The 16,421-nt window shown below is 70.9% G+C and carries 18 protein-coding genes; 9 read left to right on the top strand and 9 right to left on the bottom strand.

Features of this window, described 5'->3' with window-relative positions; genetic code table 11:
* The first annotated feature begins 34 nt into the window (after positions 1-34).
* Positions 35-994, top strand: a complete 960-nt coding sequence (locus ACLZN2_RS32675; protein WP_416983011.1) for a hypothetical protein — start codon at positions 35-37, stop codon at positions 992-994.
* A 34-nt stretch (positions 995-1,028) separates the two neighbouring features.
* Here the strand turns inward: ACLZN2_RS32675 and ACLZN2_RS32670 are convergent, their stop codons facing one another.
* The 3 genes from ACLZN2_RS32670 to ACLZN2_RS32660 all read right to left on the bottom strand — a co-directional run bounded on the left by ACLZN2_RS32670 (position 1,029) and on the right by ACLZN2_RS32660 (position 3,218).
* On the bottom strand, positions 1,029-1,829 hold the full coding sequence (locus tag ACLZN2_RS32670; protein WP_416983010.1) for an SURF1 family protein: 801 nt from the start codon (positions 1,827-1,829) through the stop codon (positions 1,029-1,031).
* An 82-nt stretch (positions 1,830-1,911) separates the two neighbouring features.
* A complete protein-coding gene (locus ACLZN2_RS32665; RefSeq protein WP_079061473.1) occupies positions 1,912-2,145 on the bottom strand; it encodes a hypothetical protein in 234 nt (77 codons plus the stop codon).
* Positions 2,146-2,225: 80 nt separating this feature from the next.
* Entirely contained in the window at positions 2,226-3,218 is a 993-nt protein-coding gene (locus ACLZN2_RS32660) for a DEDDh family exonuclease (protein WP_416983064.1), read from the bottom strand.
* A 137-nt stretch (positions 3,219-3,355) separates the two neighbouring features.
* On the opposite strand from ACLZN2_RS32660, the gene ACLZN2_RS32655 reads away from it, so the two are divergent.
* The 4 genes from ACLZN2_RS32655 (at position 3,356) to ACLZN2_RS32640 (ending at position 5,724) form a co-directional block, all read left to right on the top strand.
* Positions 3,356-4,090 (top strand): VIT1/CCC1 transporter family protein, encoded by a 735-nt coding sequence (locus ACLZN2_RS32655; RefSeq protein ID WP_416983009.1) that lies wholly within the window; start codon positions 3,356-3,358, stop codon positions 4,088-4,090.
* Positions 4,091-4,211: 121 nt separating this feature from the next.
* A complete protein-coding gene (locus ACLZN2_RS32650) occupies positions 4,212-4,838 on the top strand; it encodes a sterol desaturase family protein (protein WP_416983008.1) in 627 nt (208 codons plus the stop codon).
* Positions 4,835-5,557 (top strand): lysoplasmalogenase, encoded by a 723-nt coding sequence (locus ACLZN2_RS32645; protein WP_416983007.1) that lies wholly within the window; start codon positions 4,835-4,837, stop codon positions 5,555-5,557. The genes ACLZN2_RS32650 and ACLZN2_RS32645 overlap by 4 nt, the downstream gene beginning before the upstream one ends.
* Positions 5,554-5,724: a DUF6281 family protein gene (locus ACLZN2_RS32640; RefSeq protein WP_416983006.1), complete on the top strand. Its 171-nt coding sequence runs from the start codon at positions 5,554-5,556 to the stop codon at positions 5,722-5,724. The genes ACLZN2_RS32645 and ACLZN2_RS32640 overlap by 4 nt, the downstream gene beginning before the upstream one ends.
* A gap of 87 nt (positions 5,725-5,811) precedes the next feature.
* On the opposite strand, the gene ACLZN2_RS32635 is transcribed toward ACLZN2_RS32640, so the two are convergent.
* Complete coding sequence (locus tag ACLZN2_RS32635) at positions 5,812-7,341, bottom strand: S8 family peptidase (RefSeq protein ID WP_416983005.1); 1,530 nt, start codon at positions 7,339-7,341, stop codon at positions 5,812-5,814.
* A gap of 252 nt (positions 7,342-7,593) precedes the next feature.
* On the opposite strand from ACLZN2_RS32635, the gene ACLZN2_RS32630 reads away from it, so the two are divergent.
* The 3 genes from ACLZN2_RS32630 (at position 7,594) to moaA (ending at position 10,739) form a co-directional block, all read left to right on the top strand.
* Positions 7,594-7,950, top strand: coding sequence for a DUF485 domain-containing protein (locus tag ACLZN2_RS32630; RefSeq protein ID WP_416983004.1), 357 nt, complete (start codon positions 7,594-7,596; stop codon positions 7,948-7,950).
* Complete coding sequence (locus tag ACLZN2_RS32625) at positions 7,947-9,575, top strand: cation acetate symporter (protein ID WP_416983003.1); 1,629 nt, start codon at positions 7,947-7,949, stop codon at positions 9,573-9,575. Before ACLZN2_RS32630 ends, ACLZN2_RS32625 begins: the two co-directional genes overlap by 4 nt.
* 174 nt (positions 9,576-9,749) lie before the next feature.
* The gene (moaA, locus tag ACLZN2_RS32620; protein ID WP_416983002.1) at positions 9,750-10,739 is read left to right on the top strand and encodes a GTP 3',8-cyclase MoaA; all 990 of its coding nucleotides are present in this window, start codon (positions 9,750-9,752) and stop codon (positions 10,737-10,739) included.
* Between the two features lie 18 nt (positions 10,740-10,757).
* On the opposite strand, the gene ACLZN2_RS32615 is transcribed toward moaA, so the two are convergent.
* Both ACLZN2_RS32615 and ACLZN2_RS32610 read right to left on the bottom strand, forming a co-directional pair.
* Positions 10,758-10,973, bottom strand: a complete 216-nt coding sequence (locus ACLZN2_RS32615; protein ID WP_416983063.1) for a hypothetical protein — start codon at positions 10,971-10,973, stop codon at positions 10,758-10,760.
* A gap of 196 nt (positions 10,974-11,169) precedes the next feature.
* Positions 11,170-11,544, bottom strand: coding sequence for a DUF3099 domain-containing protein (locus ACLZN2_RS32610; RefSeq protein ID WP_416983001.1), 375 nt, complete (start codon positions 11,542-11,544; stop codon positions 11,170-11,172).
* A gap of 202 nt (positions 11,545-11,746) precedes the next feature.
* Between ACLZN2_RS32610 and ACLZN2_RS32605 the strand changes: the two genes are divergently transcribed.
* On the top strand, positions 11,747-12,025 hold the full coding sequence (locus ACLZN2_RS32605; protein ID WP_416983000.1) for a GlsB/YeaQ/YmgE family stress response membrane protein: 279 nt from the start codon (positions 11,747-11,749) through the stop codon (positions 12,023-12,025).
* A 118-nt stretch (positions 12,026-12,143) separates the two neighbouring features.
* Here ACLZN2_RS32605 and tyrS read toward each other — a convergent pair whose 3' ends face one another.
* From tyrS to ACLZN2_RS32590, 3 genes are read right to left on the bottom strand one after another with little or no spacing between them, the layout of a single operon-like run.
* Complete coding sequence (tyrS, locus tag ACLZN2_RS32600) at positions 12,144-13,412, bottom strand: tyrosine--tRNA ligase (RefSeq protein WP_416982999.1); 1,269 nt, start codon at positions 13,410-13,412, stop codon at positions 12,144-12,146.
* Between the two features lie 53 nt (positions 13,413-13,465).
* Entirely contained in the window at positions 13,466-14,860 is a 1,395-nt protein-coding gene (locus ACLZN2_RS32595; protein ID WP_416982998.1) for a metallopeptidase TldD-related protein, read from the bottom strand.
* Positions 14,857-16,380, bottom strand: a complete 1,524-nt coding sequence (locus tag ACLZN2_RS32590; RefSeq protein WP_416982997.1) for a TldD/PmbA family protein — start codon at positions 16,378-16,380, stop codon at positions 14,857-14,859. The genes ACLZN2_RS32595 and ACLZN2_RS32590 overlap by 4 nt, the downstream gene beginning before the upstream one ends.
* Positions 16,381-16,421 lie beyond the last annotated feature (41 nt).

The raw sequence follows: 16,421 nt of genomic DNA, 5'->3' as shown, positions 1-16,421 counted from the left end.
CCTCCCGAACACCCACTGCCGCCCAGGGACCGAGATGCTGAGACGCCGCCCCTCCCTGCTGATCCGCCCCGCGCTCGACGACGACCTCCTCCACACGACCCTGGCCGAACTCCGGCCCGCCCCGCAGCTCCACGGCCTCGGCGCGGGCAGCACCCGTCCCGTCTGGGAGCCCGCGGCCCGGCTGCTGCACGGCACCGGGCGGGACTGGGACCGCAGGGCGCACCGCGTCTTCGTCCTGGCCCGGCAGCTGCCGACGATGGTCTCGCAGCGCTGGGCCGTGGACCGGCCCGGCGACGGGGACGCCCTCGTCCTGCGGGCCTGCGTGGAGACGCTTCGCGCGCCCGCGGAGGGGCATGCCGCCGTGCGCGCGGCCGAGCGGACCTGTCTGCGGGCCGCCGACGCCTGTCCCGAGGACCCGACGCCATGGCTGGCCCTGCTGTCCCTGATGCACTCCTGCGCCGTACCGGTGAAGGACGCGGTGCCCGTGTGGGGCGAGGCGGTCGGGCGGGCGCCGTGGCACCGGACCGCGTACCACCGGCTCCTGGAGTACCTCTCCCCGCGCGCTCACGGGACGCTCCCGGACGTGATGGACTTCGCCTGGCAGGCCGCCGCCCGCGCACCGCACGGTTCCCCGGTGGCCCTACTCCCGGTGGCCGCCCGCGTCGAGCTGACGGCCCATCGCCGGGGGGCGTCGCCCCTCGAGGCCCTCGGAGCGAGCGGCAACTGGAGCGAGCCGCGCGCGGTCCAGGAGATCGACGTCGCCCTGACGGGCTGGTTCCGCACCGCCGCCCCGGCCCACGCCGAGGCCGTCACCGACCTCAACCTCCTGGCCTTCGCACTGACCCGCGCCCACCGCCCGGACGAGGCCGCACCCGTCTTCCGGCGCCTCGGCCGCCACATGACCCGCCACCCGTGGGACCTGCTGCCCGACCCGGAACGCACCTTCGTGTACTGGAGAGACAGCCTGACGGGCGACCGACGGCAACGGAACTAGACCGGAGCAGGCGAACTAGACCGGAGTGGGCGGACTAGACCGGAGTGGGCGCCGCTTCCTTCTCCGCCGCCGCAGCCGCCGCGGCCGCCGCCGTACGGTCCCGGCGCTCACGGCGGACCAGGACCACCCAGCCGACGGGGACGCCCGCGGCGAACAGCCACCACTGGATGGCGTACGCGTAGTTCAGCGCGGAGTCCTCGCTGCCGGGCTTGCCGACGAGCTCCGGGGTGTCGCCCTTCGGTTCGGGCGCCGTCTGCGCGATGTACCCGCCGAGCACCTCGGCGCCGAGCCGCTCGGCCTGCTCCTCGCTGTTGATCAGCATGACCTGCCGGTCCGGCAGGCCCTTGAGGTCCTTGATGCCGCTCGCCGCGGTGGTCTCGTCGGGCATCAGCCGCCCGGTGACGGTGACCTTGCCTGCGGGCGGCGCGGGGACCTTCGGGAACGCGGTCTGGCTCGGCCCGTCCGCGGGGATCCACCCCCGGTTGACCAGGAGCACCTTGCCGTCCGCCAGCACGAACGGCGTGAGGACGTGGAAGCCGACCGTCTCGTCGGCGTTGACCCGGCGCCGTACGACGACCTCGTGCGCGGTGTCGAAGGTGCCCGTCGCGGTCACCGCGCGGTAGCGCTCGTCGCGGGTGACGGTGTGTCCCGGGGACGTCAGCCGCTCCACCGGCACCGGCTTCGCGGCCAGCGCGTCGGCGACCAGCTGGTTGCGCGCGGCGCGCTCGTCGTGGCGGTGCATCTGCCAGAAGCCCAGCCGGATCATCGTGGGGATGAGCAGGAGGGCGACCAGCGTGAGGATCACCCACTGCCGGGACAACAGGAAGCGGTACACCCCACGACCGTACCTCTCGGGTCGTGGGGTGCTGTCGGAGGGGTGCCGTAGGCGGAAGGGGCCGGACGTGGTCCGGGACGGGTCAGACGCGGTCGATGATGCCCGCCTTCCCCTCGGCCCGCGCGCAGTGGGCACCGCAGTACCAGTGGCCCTCGACCTCGACGCCCTGGCCGATGATCTGGACCCGGCAGTGCTCGCAGATGGGGGCCATGCGATGAATCGCACAGGAGAAGCAGTCGAAGACATGGACCGCGCCCTGCGCGTGCACCTCGAAGGTCATTCCGTAGTCATTGCCGCAAACTTCGCATCTCGCCATGCGCCACAGGGTGAGCGCTCGCCCCCGCCCGGGCGAGCGGGCGGCGGGCGAGTCGCACGGCAATCACCCGTACGTACGGCTCACTCGTCGGCGGCCTCGACATCGCGCAGCAACTGCCCGAACGCCGCCTCGTCCACGACCGGCGTCCCGAACTGCCGTGCCTTCACCACCTTCGACGTGCCGGAGTCGGGATCGTTGGTCACCAGCAGACTGGTCAGCCGGGACACACTGGTCGCCACATGCAGCCCCGCCTCGGTGGCCCGGTCCTCCAGCAGTTCGCGGTCCACGGACGTGTCGCCCGAGAACGCGACCCGCATACCCTGCTTGAGCCTTCTGCCGTCCTCGTACCGCCCGGGGTTCGGGTACGGACACGCGGGCCGCTTGCGGGACGGCCGCCAGCCGCCCGGCCGGTAGCCGCCGTAACCGCCGCCGCCCTGGCGGCCGATGCGGGGCGCGGGCCCGTCGTTCCACTCGGTCAGCGGCCGGCACTCGAGCAGCGGCAGCCGCACCCCGCCCGCCGCCGCGGCCCGCAGGCTCGGCCGGAACGCCTCCGCGAGGACACGCGCGTCGTCGAGGGCGTGGTGCGCCTGCCGCTGGACGACGCCGAAGTGGGCCGCGAGCGACTCCAGTTTGTGGTTGGGCAGCGGCAGCCGCAGCTCCTTGGAGAGCGCGATGGTGCACAGCCGCTGCTTCACCGGCGCCTCGCGCTCCGCGCGCGCGTACTCCCGGGCGATCATCTGCCAGTCGAACACCGCGTTGTGCGCGACGAGCACCCGCCCCGCGAGCCGCGCCGCGAACTCCTCGGCCACGTCCTGGAAGAGGGGCGCGCCCTCCAGTACCTCGCTCGTCAGACCGTGTATCCACACCGGCCCCGGGTCGCGCTCGGGGTTGACCAGCGTGTACCAGTGGTCCTCGACCTCACCGCGCGCGTCCAGCCGGTAGACGGCGGCGGAGATGATCCGGTCGTCCCGGGCCAGTCCGGTGGTCTCCACGTCAACGACCGCGTACCCCTGGGGATACGCGGCCGGCCACTCCGTGGGGGAGGGCGCTGTGGTCGTGCGGTCTGCGAGCATGGTCATTGAGGATACGGGGCGCCACCGACACCGCGGCGCGGAAGTCCGCGAGACGCCCCGTAGTGACGACCGGGGTGACGACCGGAGCGACGAGTCGATACGACACCGGTGACGTACCGGATGCCATCCTCCCTTCCGTGACGGAACGTGAGACGCGACCCGAGCCGGAACCACCCCACGACGAGGCCCACGAGGGCACCCTCGGCTCCCGGCTGAACTGGCTGCGCGCCGCCGTGCTCGGCGCCAACGACGGCATCGTCTCCACCGCGGGCCTGGTCGTCGGTGTGGCCGGCGCCACCGACGACCGCGCGGCGCTGCTGACGGCCGGTCTGGCCGGTCTGCTGGCCGGCTCGATGTCCATGGCGGCGGGGGAGTACGTGTCGGTGTCCACCCAACGGGACTCCGAGAAGGCCGCCCTCGCGCAGGAGCGGCGCGAGCTGCGCGAACAGCCGGAGGCCGAACTGGAGGAACTCACGGAACTGTTGGAGGAACGCGGCCTCACCCGCGAGGTGGCCCGCGCGGCCGCCGTCCAGCTGACGGAACGTGACGCCCTGCGGGCCCACGCGCGCGTGGAGCTCGGTATCGACCCCTACGACCTCACCAACCCCTGGCACGCGGCCTGGGCGAGCTTCCTCGCCTTCACGGCGGGCGCCCTGCTGCCGCTGCTGGCGATCGTGCTGCCGCCGGGCGACTGGCGGCTGCCGGTGACGGTGGTCTCGGTGCTGGGCGCGCTGGCCCTCACGGGCTGGAGCAGCGCCCGGCTGGGGGCCGCGGCACCCGGGCGGGCGGTCCTGCGGAACGTCTGCGGGGGAGCGCTGGCGATGGGGGTGACGTACGCGGTGGGGGCCCTGCTGGGGGCGGCGGGGGTGTGAGACGGCTCGGCGTCCGGCCCGGCTCTTGGCGGAGATCGCCAACAAGCAAGCGCGTACCCCCGGAAATACTTGTGGGTAACAACGTCTAGCCCCGGCCGACCTGCGGTTCTACGGTGCCCCCATGCCGAACCTGCCCGATGTCGTGCTGTGGTCGATACCCGCCTTCGTGCTGCTCACCGTGGTCGAGGTGATCAGTGTCCGAATTCATCCAGCCGCCGAGGGCGCTGCGGCCGGATACGAGACGAAGGACGCCGTGACGAGCGTCGGCATGGGGCTCGGGAGCCTCGCCTTCGACTTCCTCTACAAGATCCCGATCGTCGCGATCTACACGGCGATCCACGAGCTGACGCCCCTCCGCGTCCCCGTCCTGTGGTGGACGGTCCCGCTGATGCTGCTCACGCAGGACTTCTTCTACTACTGGTCCCACCGCGGCCACCACGTCGTCCGCATCCTGTGGGCCTGTCACGTCGTCCATCACTCCAGCGAGAGGTTCAACCTCACCACCGCGTTGCGCCAGCCCTGGACGACCCTCACCGTCTGGCCGTTCTACGTCCCACTCATCGCCCTCGGCGTCCACCCCGCCGCGCTCGCCTTCTGTTCCTCCGTCAACCTCGCGATCGTCAAGGACATCAAGACGGCGAGCAGTTGGAGCGAACGGGCGGGGCGGGTGTTCCGGGGCCCGGGTTGGCAACCGGCCGAGGCGCCCGCCGCCGCGCCGGCGCCGGTCGAGGAGAGCAGCGTCGCGTGACTCTCCGCCCCCGTTGCCTCCTCGCGACGTTCGCCGTCGCCACCGCCGTCGACCTCGGCTCCCTCGCGGCCGACTGGCACCCCGGTCACGCCGTCGCCAAGCCGCTCCTGATGCCCCTGCTCGCCGCCTGGGCGGCCGTGCGTGGCGCACCCCGCCTCCTCGTCGCCGCCCTCCTCTGCGGCTGGGGCGGCGACGTCCTCCTCCTCTCCGACGCCGAGCCCGCCTTCCTCGCCGGCATGGCGTGCTTCGCGGCGGGACACGTCTGCTACCTCGTGCTCTTCACGCGACACGGCCGCCCCCGCATGCGTGCCACCGTCCTCGCCCCCGCCTACGCCGCCGTCCTGATCGCCACCCTCACCCTCCTGTGGCCCGATCTCCCGCCCGGTCTGCGCGCCCCCGTCGCCGCCTACAGCACCCTGCTCACCGCCATGGGGTACACCGCCGCCGCCCGGATCGGCCCCGTGGCCGGTGCGGGCGGCGTGCTGTTCCTGCTCTCCGACACCCTCATCGCGACCGGCGTCGCCGACTGGCCGCAGCCGCCACGCCCCGACCTGTGGATCATGCTCACCTACACCGCCGCGCAGTTCCTGCTGGTCAGGGGCGCCCACGGCGAGCGGGCGGCGCCGACGACGGCAATCGCGGCACTCTCCGAGGCGCTCATGCCCACGCCGCCGGATCAACCCGCCATTTTCCGCACGGGCAGCCGCGCCGGGGGATGAAGGGCTTCCAGGTCACCTACGGGGGGCGGACGTACCGGGACGTCGCGAACGCGCAGTTCGAGGTGGCCATCGCCGTGGGGGACTCACCGGGCGACGCGGTCTTCGTCGCCGTCCGCTCCGGCGACGAACTCCCGCCCGAGGTGAAGGAACTGCTCAAGGGCTCATGACGTGGGTGCGGGGTGCCGGGGGGACTCTCCCGCCCCGGCACCCCGCACCGCGTCCTCGTGCCTCGCTAGTTCATGACCGCCGCACGGCTACTTCACGGCGCGCAGCGCGTTCACGATGCCGAAGCCGTAGAAGCCGTTGACCCGCTTGGAGCCCACGCACGTCGCGTCCACCACGCCGTCACCGTTGCCGTCGTACGGCTCGGTGGGGCAACCCGGGTTGTCCGCCTGCGCCTTGAGCAGCGCCTGCAGCTGGGCCGGGGAGGCGAACGGGTACTTCGACTTCAGCAGCGCCGCCACGCCGGCCACGTGCGGGGACGCCATCGAGGTGCCCTGCAGGAAGCCGTACGTGTTGTTCGGCAGCGTCGACAGGATGCGACCGTTGGCCGACGGCGTGTCCGGGATCTTGTACTTGTCGCCGCCCGGAGCCGCCACGTCGACGGCGCCCAGGCCGTAGGTGGAGTAGTACGACTTGGCACCGGTGACGCCCGTGGCGCTGACCGTGACCACTCCCGGCAGCTGCGTCGGCACGTCGAAGCACTCGTGCGGGTCGACCGTCCGCGTCACCGGCGTGGAGTCGTCGGGGCTGGAGGAGTCCACCAGGGCGTCGGAGTCGAGGTCGTGGTTGGAGTTGCCCGCCGAGGCCACATTGATCGTGCCCTTCTTCTGGGCGTACAGCTGGGCCCTGTTGACCGCGTCGACAATGGCCTTCTGGTCGGGGTCGTCCATGCAGTTGTACAGCCATGGATCAACGTAGTAGCTGTTGTTCGTGACCTCCACGCCGTGGTCGGCGGCGAACACGAACGCGCAGACGACGTTCTCCGGGTAGAAGAGGCCGTCCTTCGGGTCGCTCACCTTGATGCCGGCGACCTTCACGCCCGGGGCGACCCCCGCCACGCCTATCCCGTTTCGGGCCGCGGCGATCTCGCCGGCGACATGCGTGCCGTGGTAGTCGTCCGCGGTGTACGGCCGCCAGGCGCCCTCGCTGGTGTCCGCGACGCCGCCCACGCAGTTGGCGGACTGGGACGCCGAGAAGTTCGGCGCGAGGTCCGGGTGGGTGTCGTCGACGCCGGTGTCGATCACGGCGACGGTGACCTTCTTGCTGCCCGGGTTGATCTCGGCGGCCTTGTCGGCGCCGATGGCCCGCAGGTCCCACTGGTCGGCCTCGAGCGGCTCGCTCTGGCCCGCCGCGTCGGACGCCTTCTCGATCTTCGCGGCCTCAGCCTTCGACAGGACCTGCGCGGCCCCCTCGTCGGTGGTCCCCGCGGCGGTCAGCGGCGCGGTACGCGTGGCACCCGCCGACTGCACACCGCGCACCGCGCGTATCTGCGCGCCGAAGTCGGGGTTCGCCGAGTGCACGACGAGCACGCCGATCTTGTCGTACGACGCGACCAGGGTGCCGTCGGCCGCGGCGATCGCCTTCTTCACCGACTCGATCGTGCGGTGGTCCACCTTCGTGTTGACGACGTACGCCAGCGTCCCGGCCTCGGCCGCCTGGGCGGTCGACGCCGTGACGGGAGCCGCGGTGGCGGCCGTCGGCAGGAATCCGACGGCGGCGGTCAGCGACAGCACGACGGGCACCGCGAGAGCGAGGCGGCGTCTGGAAGGCAGATGAGCCATGGGGTCTCCACATCATCCGGAACAAGGGGGACCCGCCCGCGGCGTCTGGGCAGGTACATGACGGGTTGTGCTCCGCCGAAACTATCTCCCCGACTCGCCGGCCAGCAATGACTCCCGGAAGATCGAAGCCGCGACTTACGAAAGAACCCGATCGGTTGAACCCGCCCTCGCGTGCCGCCGTGCCCTTGGGAAGGGAGCCCGTGCACGATCGAGCCCCCGCCCGACCCGCCATCCGCAATGCGAGGAGACTCCGTGGCCACCGAGACACCGCCCCCCTCGAATACCCAAGCCCAACTCCCCTCCACCGAGGAGTTCGTCGCGGTGCAGGAGAGCGCGGAGTTCGGTGAGCTGCGCGGCTCCTACCGCGGCTTCGCCTTCCCGCTGACCGTCGCCTTCATCGCCTGGTACCTGCTCTACGTCCTGCTCTCCAACTACGCGGGCGACTTCATGGGCACCAAGCTCTTCGGCAACGTCAACGTGGCCCTCGCCCTGGGCCTCGCCCAGTTCCTCACCACGTTCCTCATCGCCTGGTGGTACGCGCGCCACGCCGCCGCCAAGCTCGACCCCAAGGCCGAGGCCATCAAGACCCGGATGGAGGGCGGCGCATGAGCCCCGCACAGCACACCACCCTGCTCGCCGCCGGTGCGGCCAGTGAGCACCGGGCGCTGATCATCACCCTGTTCGCGGTGTTCGTCGCGGCGACCCTCGTCATCACCGTCTGGGCGGGCCGCCAGACCAAGGACGCGGCCGACTTCTACGCGGGCGGCCGCCAGTTCACCGGCTTCCAGAACGGCCTCGCCGTCTCCGGCGACTACATGTCCGCCGCGTCCTTCCTCGGCATCGCGGGCGCCATCGCCCTCTTCGGCTACGACGGCTTCCTGTACTCCATCGGCTTCCTGGTCGCCTGGCTCGTCGCCCTCCTCCTGGTCGCCGAGCCGCTGCGCAACTCCGGCCGCTACACCATGGGCGACGTCCTCGCGTACCGCATGCGCCAGCGCCCGGTCCGCACCGCGGCCGGCACCTCGACCATCGTCGTGTCGATCTTCTACCTGCTGGCCCAGATGGCCGGCGCGGGCGTCCTGGTCTCCCTGCTCCTCGGCATCACCAGCGACGGCGGCAAGATCGGCATCGTCGCCCTGGTCGGCGTACTGATGATCGTCTACGTCACGGTCGGCGGCATGAAGGGCACCACCTGGGTCCAGATGGTCAAGGCGGTCCTGCTGATCGCCGGCGCCCTGCTGCTGACCTTCATGGTCCTGCTGAAGTTCGACTTCAACGTCTCGGACCTGCTCGGCTCGGCCGCCGACAACAGCGGCAAGGGCGCCGCCTTCCTGGAACCCGGCCTGAAGTACGGCGCCACCGGCACCACCAAGCTGGACTTCATCTCCCTCGGCATCGCCCTGGTCCTCGGCACCGCCGGCCTGCCGCACATCCTGATCCGCTTCTACACCGTCCCCACCGCCCAGGCCGCCCGTAAGTCGGTCATCTGGGCCATCGGCCTGATCGGCTCCTTCTACCTGATGACCCTCGCCCTCGGCTTCGGCGCCGCCGCGCTGATCAAGCCGGACGAGATCGTCGCCTCCAACAAGGCGGGCAACACGGCCGCACCGCTCCTCGCCCTGCACCTCGGCGGCGTCGACTCCAACTGGGGCGCGATCCTGCTGGCCACCATCTCCGCGGTCGCCTTCGCCACCATCCTCGCGGTCGTCGCGGGCCTGACCCTGGCCTCGTCCTCCTCCTTCGCCCACGACATCTACGCCAACGTCATCAAGAAGGGCGAGGCCTCCGAGAAGCAGGAGATCAACGCGGCCCGCTGGGCCACCGTCGGCATCGGCGCCGTCTCCATCCTCCTCGGCGCCCTCGCCCGCGACCTCAACGTCGCCGGCCTGGTCGCCCTCGCCTTCGCGGTCGCCGCCTCCGCCAACCTCCCGACCATCCTCTACAGCCTCTTCTGGAAGCGGTTCACCACCTCCGGAGCCCTCTGGTCGATCTACGGCGGCCTCGTCACCGCGGTCGGCCTGGTGCTGTTCTCCCCGGTCGTCTCCGGCAAGCCCACCTCGATGTTCCCGGACGTCGACTTCCACTGGTTCCCCCTGGAGAACCCCGGCATCATCTCCATCCCCGTCGGCTTCCTCCTCGGCATCGTCGGCACCCTCCTGTCGAAGGAGGAGCCCGACCAGGGCAAGTACGCCGAGCTGGAGGTCCGCTCCCTGACGGGCACCGGAGCCCACTGATCCCCTCCGGGAAAAGCGGCCGCGTCGTCACCCCCTGCGACGCGGCCGCGTCCTGCTTCGCGGGATCGGGCTCTCTCGCTGTCAGCGGCGTCACGTAGGCTCACAGGTGACGACAGAAAGAACGCGATCCACCGCTCCACCGATCCACCAATCCACAACGGGGAGGGGGCCCACGTGCTCATCGACACCTACGGCCGAGTGGCCACCGACCTGAGGGTCTCGCTGACCGACCGGTGCAACCTGCGCTGTACGTACTGCATGCCCGAGGAGGGCCTGCAGTGGCTGGCCAAGCCCGACCTCCTCACGGACGACGAGATCGTCCGCCTCATCGACATAGCGGTCTCCACGCTCGGCATCGAGGAGGTCCGCTTCACCGGCGGCGAACCGCTGCTGCGCCCCGGCCTCGTCGGCATCGTCGAGCGGGTGGCGGCCCTGACCCCGCGCCCCCGGATGTCCCTGACGACCAACGGCATCGGCCTCAAGCGCACCGCCACCGCCCTCAAGGCGGCCGGCCTGGACCGGGTCAACGTCTCCCTCGACACCCTTCGCCCGGACGTCTTCAAGACCCTCACCCGCCGCGACCGCCACCACGACGTCCTCGACGGCCTCCAGGCCGCCCGCGACGCCGGCCTCACCCCGGTCAAGGTCAACACCGTCCTCATGCCCGGCCTCAACGAGGACGAGGCCCCCGACCTCCTGGCCTGGGCGGTGGAGCACGACTACGAACTCCGCTTCATCGAACAGATGCCCCTGGACGCCCAGCACGGCTGGAAGCGCGAGGACATGGTCACCGCCGGAGACATCCTCGCCTCGCTCCGCACCCGCTTCGACCTCACCCCCGAGGACCAGGGCGAGCGCGGCTCCGCCCCCGCCGAACGCTGGCTGGTCGACGGCGGCCCGCACCGCGTGGGCGTCATCGCCTCCGTCACCCGCCCCTTCTGCGCGGCCTGCGACCGCACCCGCCTCACCGCCGACGGCCAGGTCCGCACCTGCCTCTTCGCCCGCGAGGAGACCGACCTCCGCGCAGCCCTGCGCTCCGACGCGCCCGACGAGGAGATAGCCCGCATCTGGCGCCTGGCGATGTGGGGCAAGAAGGCAGGCGCGGGCCTGGACGACCCGTCGTTCGTCCAGCCGGACCGCCCGATGTCCGCCATCGGGGGCTAGGACCCTTCTGCCGGGACTTCAGACGTCCCGCGCGTCCCAGTCGCTCAACGGAACCACGTCCTTCAGGAACCCCCGCACCCCGAGAAACTGCGAAAGATGCTCCCGGTGCTCCTCACACGCGAGCCACGTCTTCCGCCGCTCCGGCGTATGAATCTTCGGGTTGTTCCACGCCAACACCCACACCGCATCGACACGGCACCCCTTGGCGGAACAGATGGGAGTCTCGTCAGTCACAGTTCCGTCGTTCCGTCTCACTGATGCACACAAAAAAGGCGACGCCGAGCAGCCACGGGGGGAGCTGCCCGGCGTCGGTCCGTCGCTCCGACGGGGGATGCGGAGCGCGTACGAAGTATGTCACGGCCGACCCGTCGCACGGCACCGGAACAGCATGATTGATCTGAGCTTTTCTTGAGGTTGGCGCACGGGCACCTCATGGCCGCTGCTCAGCCTGGTCCTCCGGAACCGATTCCGTCCCGGAACCGTCCGAGCCGTCCGCCCGAGGCGGCGCGATCATGGGCTGTACACGGGCGGTGACGAACGTGGAGGGCAACCCCGGCGCGTTCTCCCGCCCCGCATTGGCGATCACCACCGCGACATAGGGCAGGACCGCCCCCAACACGAGTGCCACGATCGCGACATGACGTTCCACGTTCCAGAGGGTCGCCGCGAGGATCACCGACACCGTACGGATCGCCATCGAGATCACGTACCGCCGCTGCCGGCCGCGCACGTCGTCCTGGAGCCCCTGCCGGGCGCCGGTGATCCGGAACACCTGGGCGTTCCCGCCGCCACCATGCTTCCGCATCACATTCCACCGTCCGCCCACATCGAACTCTCCCCGGCACTCCACGTTACGCCGCGGCTGCGCCGCCATCGAGACCGGGTCGCCCGCCGCCTGGGCGTACGTCGTGCGCCTTGGCACGTATGGTCGCACCCGACATGCGCCGTACGGGCCACGGAACCAGACTGAGGGCAATGCTCACGTCGGGCCGTACGAGGAGGCAGCCATGGGCTGGTTGTGGGCGATCATCGTGGGATTGGTACTGGGACTGATCGCCAAGGCGATCATCCCGGGCAAGCAGCACAGCCCCCTCTGGCTGGTCACCATCTTCGGCATCATCGGCGCGATCATCGGCAACGCGATCGCCCGCGGCTTCGGCGTGGAGGAAACAGCGGGCATCGACTGGTGGCGCCACCTCTTCCAGTTGGGAGCAGCGATCGTGGTGGTAGCCCTGGGAGACAGGGCGTACACGGCAACGCTCGGCAAGAGAAAGCAGCGGGCGTGAACGGGAAGGCGCCCCGATGGAGTGAGGCGCCCCAAAGGGGCAGCCTCAAGGGGCGCGGGGAACTGCGCGATCAACCACGACGAACCCGCGGCCGGCAGAAACCCGCACCCCTACGGCGCTACGCTCCCGTCAACTCAACGGCGGCAAGATTCCTCTTCCCCCGCCGCAGCACCAGCCACCGCCCGTGCAGCAGCTCTTCCTCGGCCGGGACGGAGTCCTCCGCCGTGACCTTCACGTTGTTCACGTAGGCCCCGCCCTCCTTCACGGTCCGCCGCGCAGCCGACTTGCTGGCCACCAGCCCGACCTCCGCGAACAGGTCCACGACCGGCCCCAGCTCGGCGACCTGGATGTGCGGCACCTCGGACAGCGCCGCCGCCAGCGTCCGCTCGTCGAGCTCGGCCAGCTCACCCTGGCCGAAGAGCGCACGGCTCGCGGCGATCACGGCGGCCGTCTGGTCGGCGCCGTGCACCAGCGTCGTCAGCTCCTCGGCCAGCGCCCGCTGCGCGGCCCGCGCCTGCGGCCGCTCCTGGGTCTGCTGCTCCAGCTCCTCCAGCTCCGTACGGGACTTGAAGGACAGGATCCGCAGGTAGCCGGAGATGTCCCGGTCGTCCACGTTCAGCCAGAACTGGTAGAACGCGTACGGGGTGGTCATCTCGGGGTCGAGCCAGACTGCACCGCCCTCGGTCTTGCCGAACTTGGTGCCGTCCGCCTTGGTCATCAGCGGCGTCGCCAGCGCGTGGACCTCCGCGTGCGGTTCCAGCTTGTGGATCAGGTCCAGGCCGGCGGTGAGGTTGCCCCACTGGTCGCTGCCGCCCTGCTGGAGCGTGCAGCCGTAGCGCCGGAAGAGCTGGAGGAAGTCCATGCCCTGGAGGATCTGGTAGCTGAACTCGGTGTAGCTGATGCCCTGGTCGGACTCCAGGCGCCGGGCCACGGAGTCTTTCGTGAGCATCTTGTTGACGCGGAAGTGCTTGCCGATGTCCCGGAGGAACTCGATCGCGGACAGGCCCGCGGTCCAGTCGAGGTTGTTGACCATCACGGCCGCGTTCTCGCCCTCGAAGGACAGGAACGGTTCGATCTGGGAGCGCAGCTTGCCGACCCAGCCGGCGACCGTCTCCGGGTCGTTCAGTGTGCGCTCAGCCGTCGGGCGGGGGTCGCCGATCAGGCCCGTGGCCCCGCCGACCAGCGCCAGCGGCCGGTGACCGGCCTGCTGGAGCCGACGCACGGTGAGCACCTGCACCAGGTGCCCCACGTGCAACGAGGGCGCGGTCGGGTCGAAGCCGCAATAGAACGTGACGGGACCGTCCGCGAGCGCCTTGCGCAAGGCGTCCTCGTCGGTGGACAGGGAGAACAGGCCCCGCCACTTCAGCTCGTCGACGATGTCCGTCACGGTTCTCGTATCTCCTTGAAAATTGAAAAAGTGGGCTCGTGGTCAGTACGAGGTTATACGCCCTGACTGACAGAGCTCATATTGAAATCCGGCACCCGCAGCGCCGGCATCGCGGCCCTGGTGAACCAGTCGCTCCACTCCCGGGGCAGCGTCTTCTCCGTGCGCCCGGCCTCCACGGCCCGGCCCAGCAGATCGACCGGCGACTCGTTGAACCGGAAGTTGTTCACCTCGCCCACGACCTCGCCGTCCTCGACGAGGTACACGCCGTCCCGGGTCAGACCGGTCAGCAACAGGGTCGCCGGGTCGACCTCGCGGATGTACCACAGGCAGGTCAGCAGCAGCCCGCGCGTGGTGCTCGCGACCATCTCCTCCAGGGAGCGGTCCGTGCCGCCGTCGAGGATCAGGTTGTCGATCGCGGGGGCGACGGGCAGCCCGGTCAGGGTGGCGCTGTGCCGGCTGGTGATCAGGTTCTTCAGCCGGCCCTCGCCGACCCACTCGGTGGCGGTCAGCGGCAGCCCGTTGTCGAACACCGACGAGTCGCCCCCGGAGGAGTGGGCGAGCATGAAGGGCGCCGACTCCAGACCCGGCTCGTGCGGGTCGCTGCGCAGGGTCAGCGGCAGCTCGGTCAGCCGCTCGCCGAGACGGGTGCCGCCGCCGGGCTGGGAGAACACCGTCCGGCCCTCGGCCGCGTCCCGGCCCGACGCCGACCACATCTGGTAGATCAGCAGGTCCGCGACCGCGGTCGGCGGCAGCAGCGTCTCGTACCGCCCGGCGGGCAGTTCGATCCGCCGCTTCGCCCAGCCGAGGCGTACGGCGAGCTCGGCGTCGAGCGCCGCCGGGTCGACGTCCTTGAAGTCCCGCGTGGAGCGTCCCGCCCAGGCCGAGCGCGTACGGTCCGGGGACTTGGCGTTGAGCTCCAGGGTCCCGTTCGGCTGGTCGTGCCGCAGCCGCAGCCCCGTGGACGTGCCCACGTACGTCGACACCAGCTCGTGGTTGGCGAAGCCGTACAGCTCGCGCCCGCCCGCACGCGCGCGTGCGAAGGACTCGCCCAGCGCGGGCGCGAAGTCGGCGAACACGGCGGACGACGTCTCCGCGGGCGCCTCGGTGAACTCGGGGGACACCGAATCACCGGTGACCAGGGGCTGCGCGTCCTCGGCGGGCCCCGCACCGCGCGCGGCGGCCTCGGCGGCCCGCACCAGCGGCTCCAGTTCGTCGGCGGTCACGGCGGCCCGCGAGACGACCCCGGAGGCGGTGCCCTCCTTGCCGTCGACCGTCGCGATCACGGTGAGCGTACGCGAGCGCGTGACGCCGTTGGTCGTCAGCGCGTTGCCGGCCCAGCGCAGGTTCGCCGTCGACTGCTCGTCGGCGATCACCACGCACCCGTCGGCCCGCGACAGCCCGAGGGCGCGCTCGACGACCTCGTGCGGCTTGTTGGTACGGGCGCTCATCGACCGGCCTCCTGCGTGGTGTTCAGAATGTTGACGCCCTTGAACAGGGCCGACGGGCAGCCGTGCGACACGGACGCGACCTGCCCCGGCTGGGCCTTGCCACAGTTGAAGGCACCACCGAGGACATAGGTCTGCGGACCGCCGACCGCCGCCATGGACCCCCAGAAGTCGGTGGTCGTCGCCTGGTAGGCCACGTCCCGCAGCTGCCCGGTGATCCGCCCGTTCTCGATCCTGAAGAACCGCTGGCCGGTGAACTGGAAGTTGTACCGCTGCATGTCGATGGACCAGGACCGGTCCCCGACCACATAGATCCCCCGGTCGACACTCCCGATCAGATCCTCGGTCGACATCCCCGCCGGATCCGGCCGCAGCGACACGTTGGCCATGCGCTGCACCGGCACATGCCCCGGCGAGTCGGCATACGCGCACCCGTTCGACCGCCCCAGGCCGGTCAGCTTCGCGATCCGCCGGTCCAGCTGGTAGCCGACGAGGGTGCCGTTCTTCACCAGGTCCCAGGACTGGCCCTCGACGCCCTCGTCGTCGTACCCGATCGTCGCCAGGCCGTGCTCGGCGGTGCGGTCGCCGGTGACGTTCATCAGGTCTGAGCCGTAGCGCAGCTTGCCGAGCTGGTCGAAGGTGGCGAAGGAGGTGCCGGCGTAGGCGGCCTCGTAGCCGAGCGCGCGGTCCAGCTCGGTGGCGTGCCCGATGGACTCGTGGATGGTCAGCCACAGGTTGGACGGGTCGACGACCAGGTCGTACAGCCCGGCGTCCACGCTGGGCGCCCGCATCTTCTCCGCGAGCAGCTCCGGCATCCGCTCCAGTTCGTCGTCCCAGTCCCAGCCGGTCCCGGTGAGGTACTCCCAGCCCCGGCCGACGGGCGGCGCGATCGTCCGCATCGAGTCGAACTCGCCGCTGGACTCGTCGACGGAGACCGCCGTCAGCGACGGATGCAGCCGCACCCGCTGCTGGGTGGTCACCGTCCCCGCCGTGTCGGCGTAGAACTTGTTCTCGTGAACGGTGAGCAGCGAGGCGTCGACATGATTGACCCCGGCGCCCGCCAGCAGCCGGTGGCTCCACTCGGCCAGCAGCGCGGTCTTCTCCTCGTCGGGCACGGTGAACGGATCGATCTCGTACGACGAGATCCACGTCCGGTCGGCGTGCACGGGCTCGTCGGCCAGCTCAACCCGCTCGTCGGCCCCCGCGGCCTTGATGACCTGCGCGGACAGCTTGGCCATCGCCACGGCCTGCGAAGCGACCCGGGCGGCCGCGTCCATCGTCAGATCCACGCCGGACGCGAACCCCCACGTCCCGCCGTGCACCACCCGCACCGCGTACCCCAGGTCGGTCGTGTCCGACGACCCGGACGGCTTGGCGTCCCGCAGCCGCCACGACGCACTGCGCACCCGCTCGAACCGGAAGTCGGCATGCTCGGCCCCGAGCGCACGCGCGCGTGCGAGAGCGGCGTCGGCGAGGGCGCGTAGGGGTAGGGCCGTGAAGCTTTCATCGATGGTATGAGGCACCTGCGTCTCTTCCTGTTGGCATGGCAGTGACCGGTGGTCGC

The organism is Streptomyces sp. T028, assembly GCF_048159505.1.
GTDB lineage: Bacteria > Actinomycetota > Actinomycetes > Streptomycetales > Streptomycetaceae > Streptomyces.
Note: the sequence above shows the minus strand (reverse complement) of the source record. Positions and strands in the feature narration are given on the sequence as shown.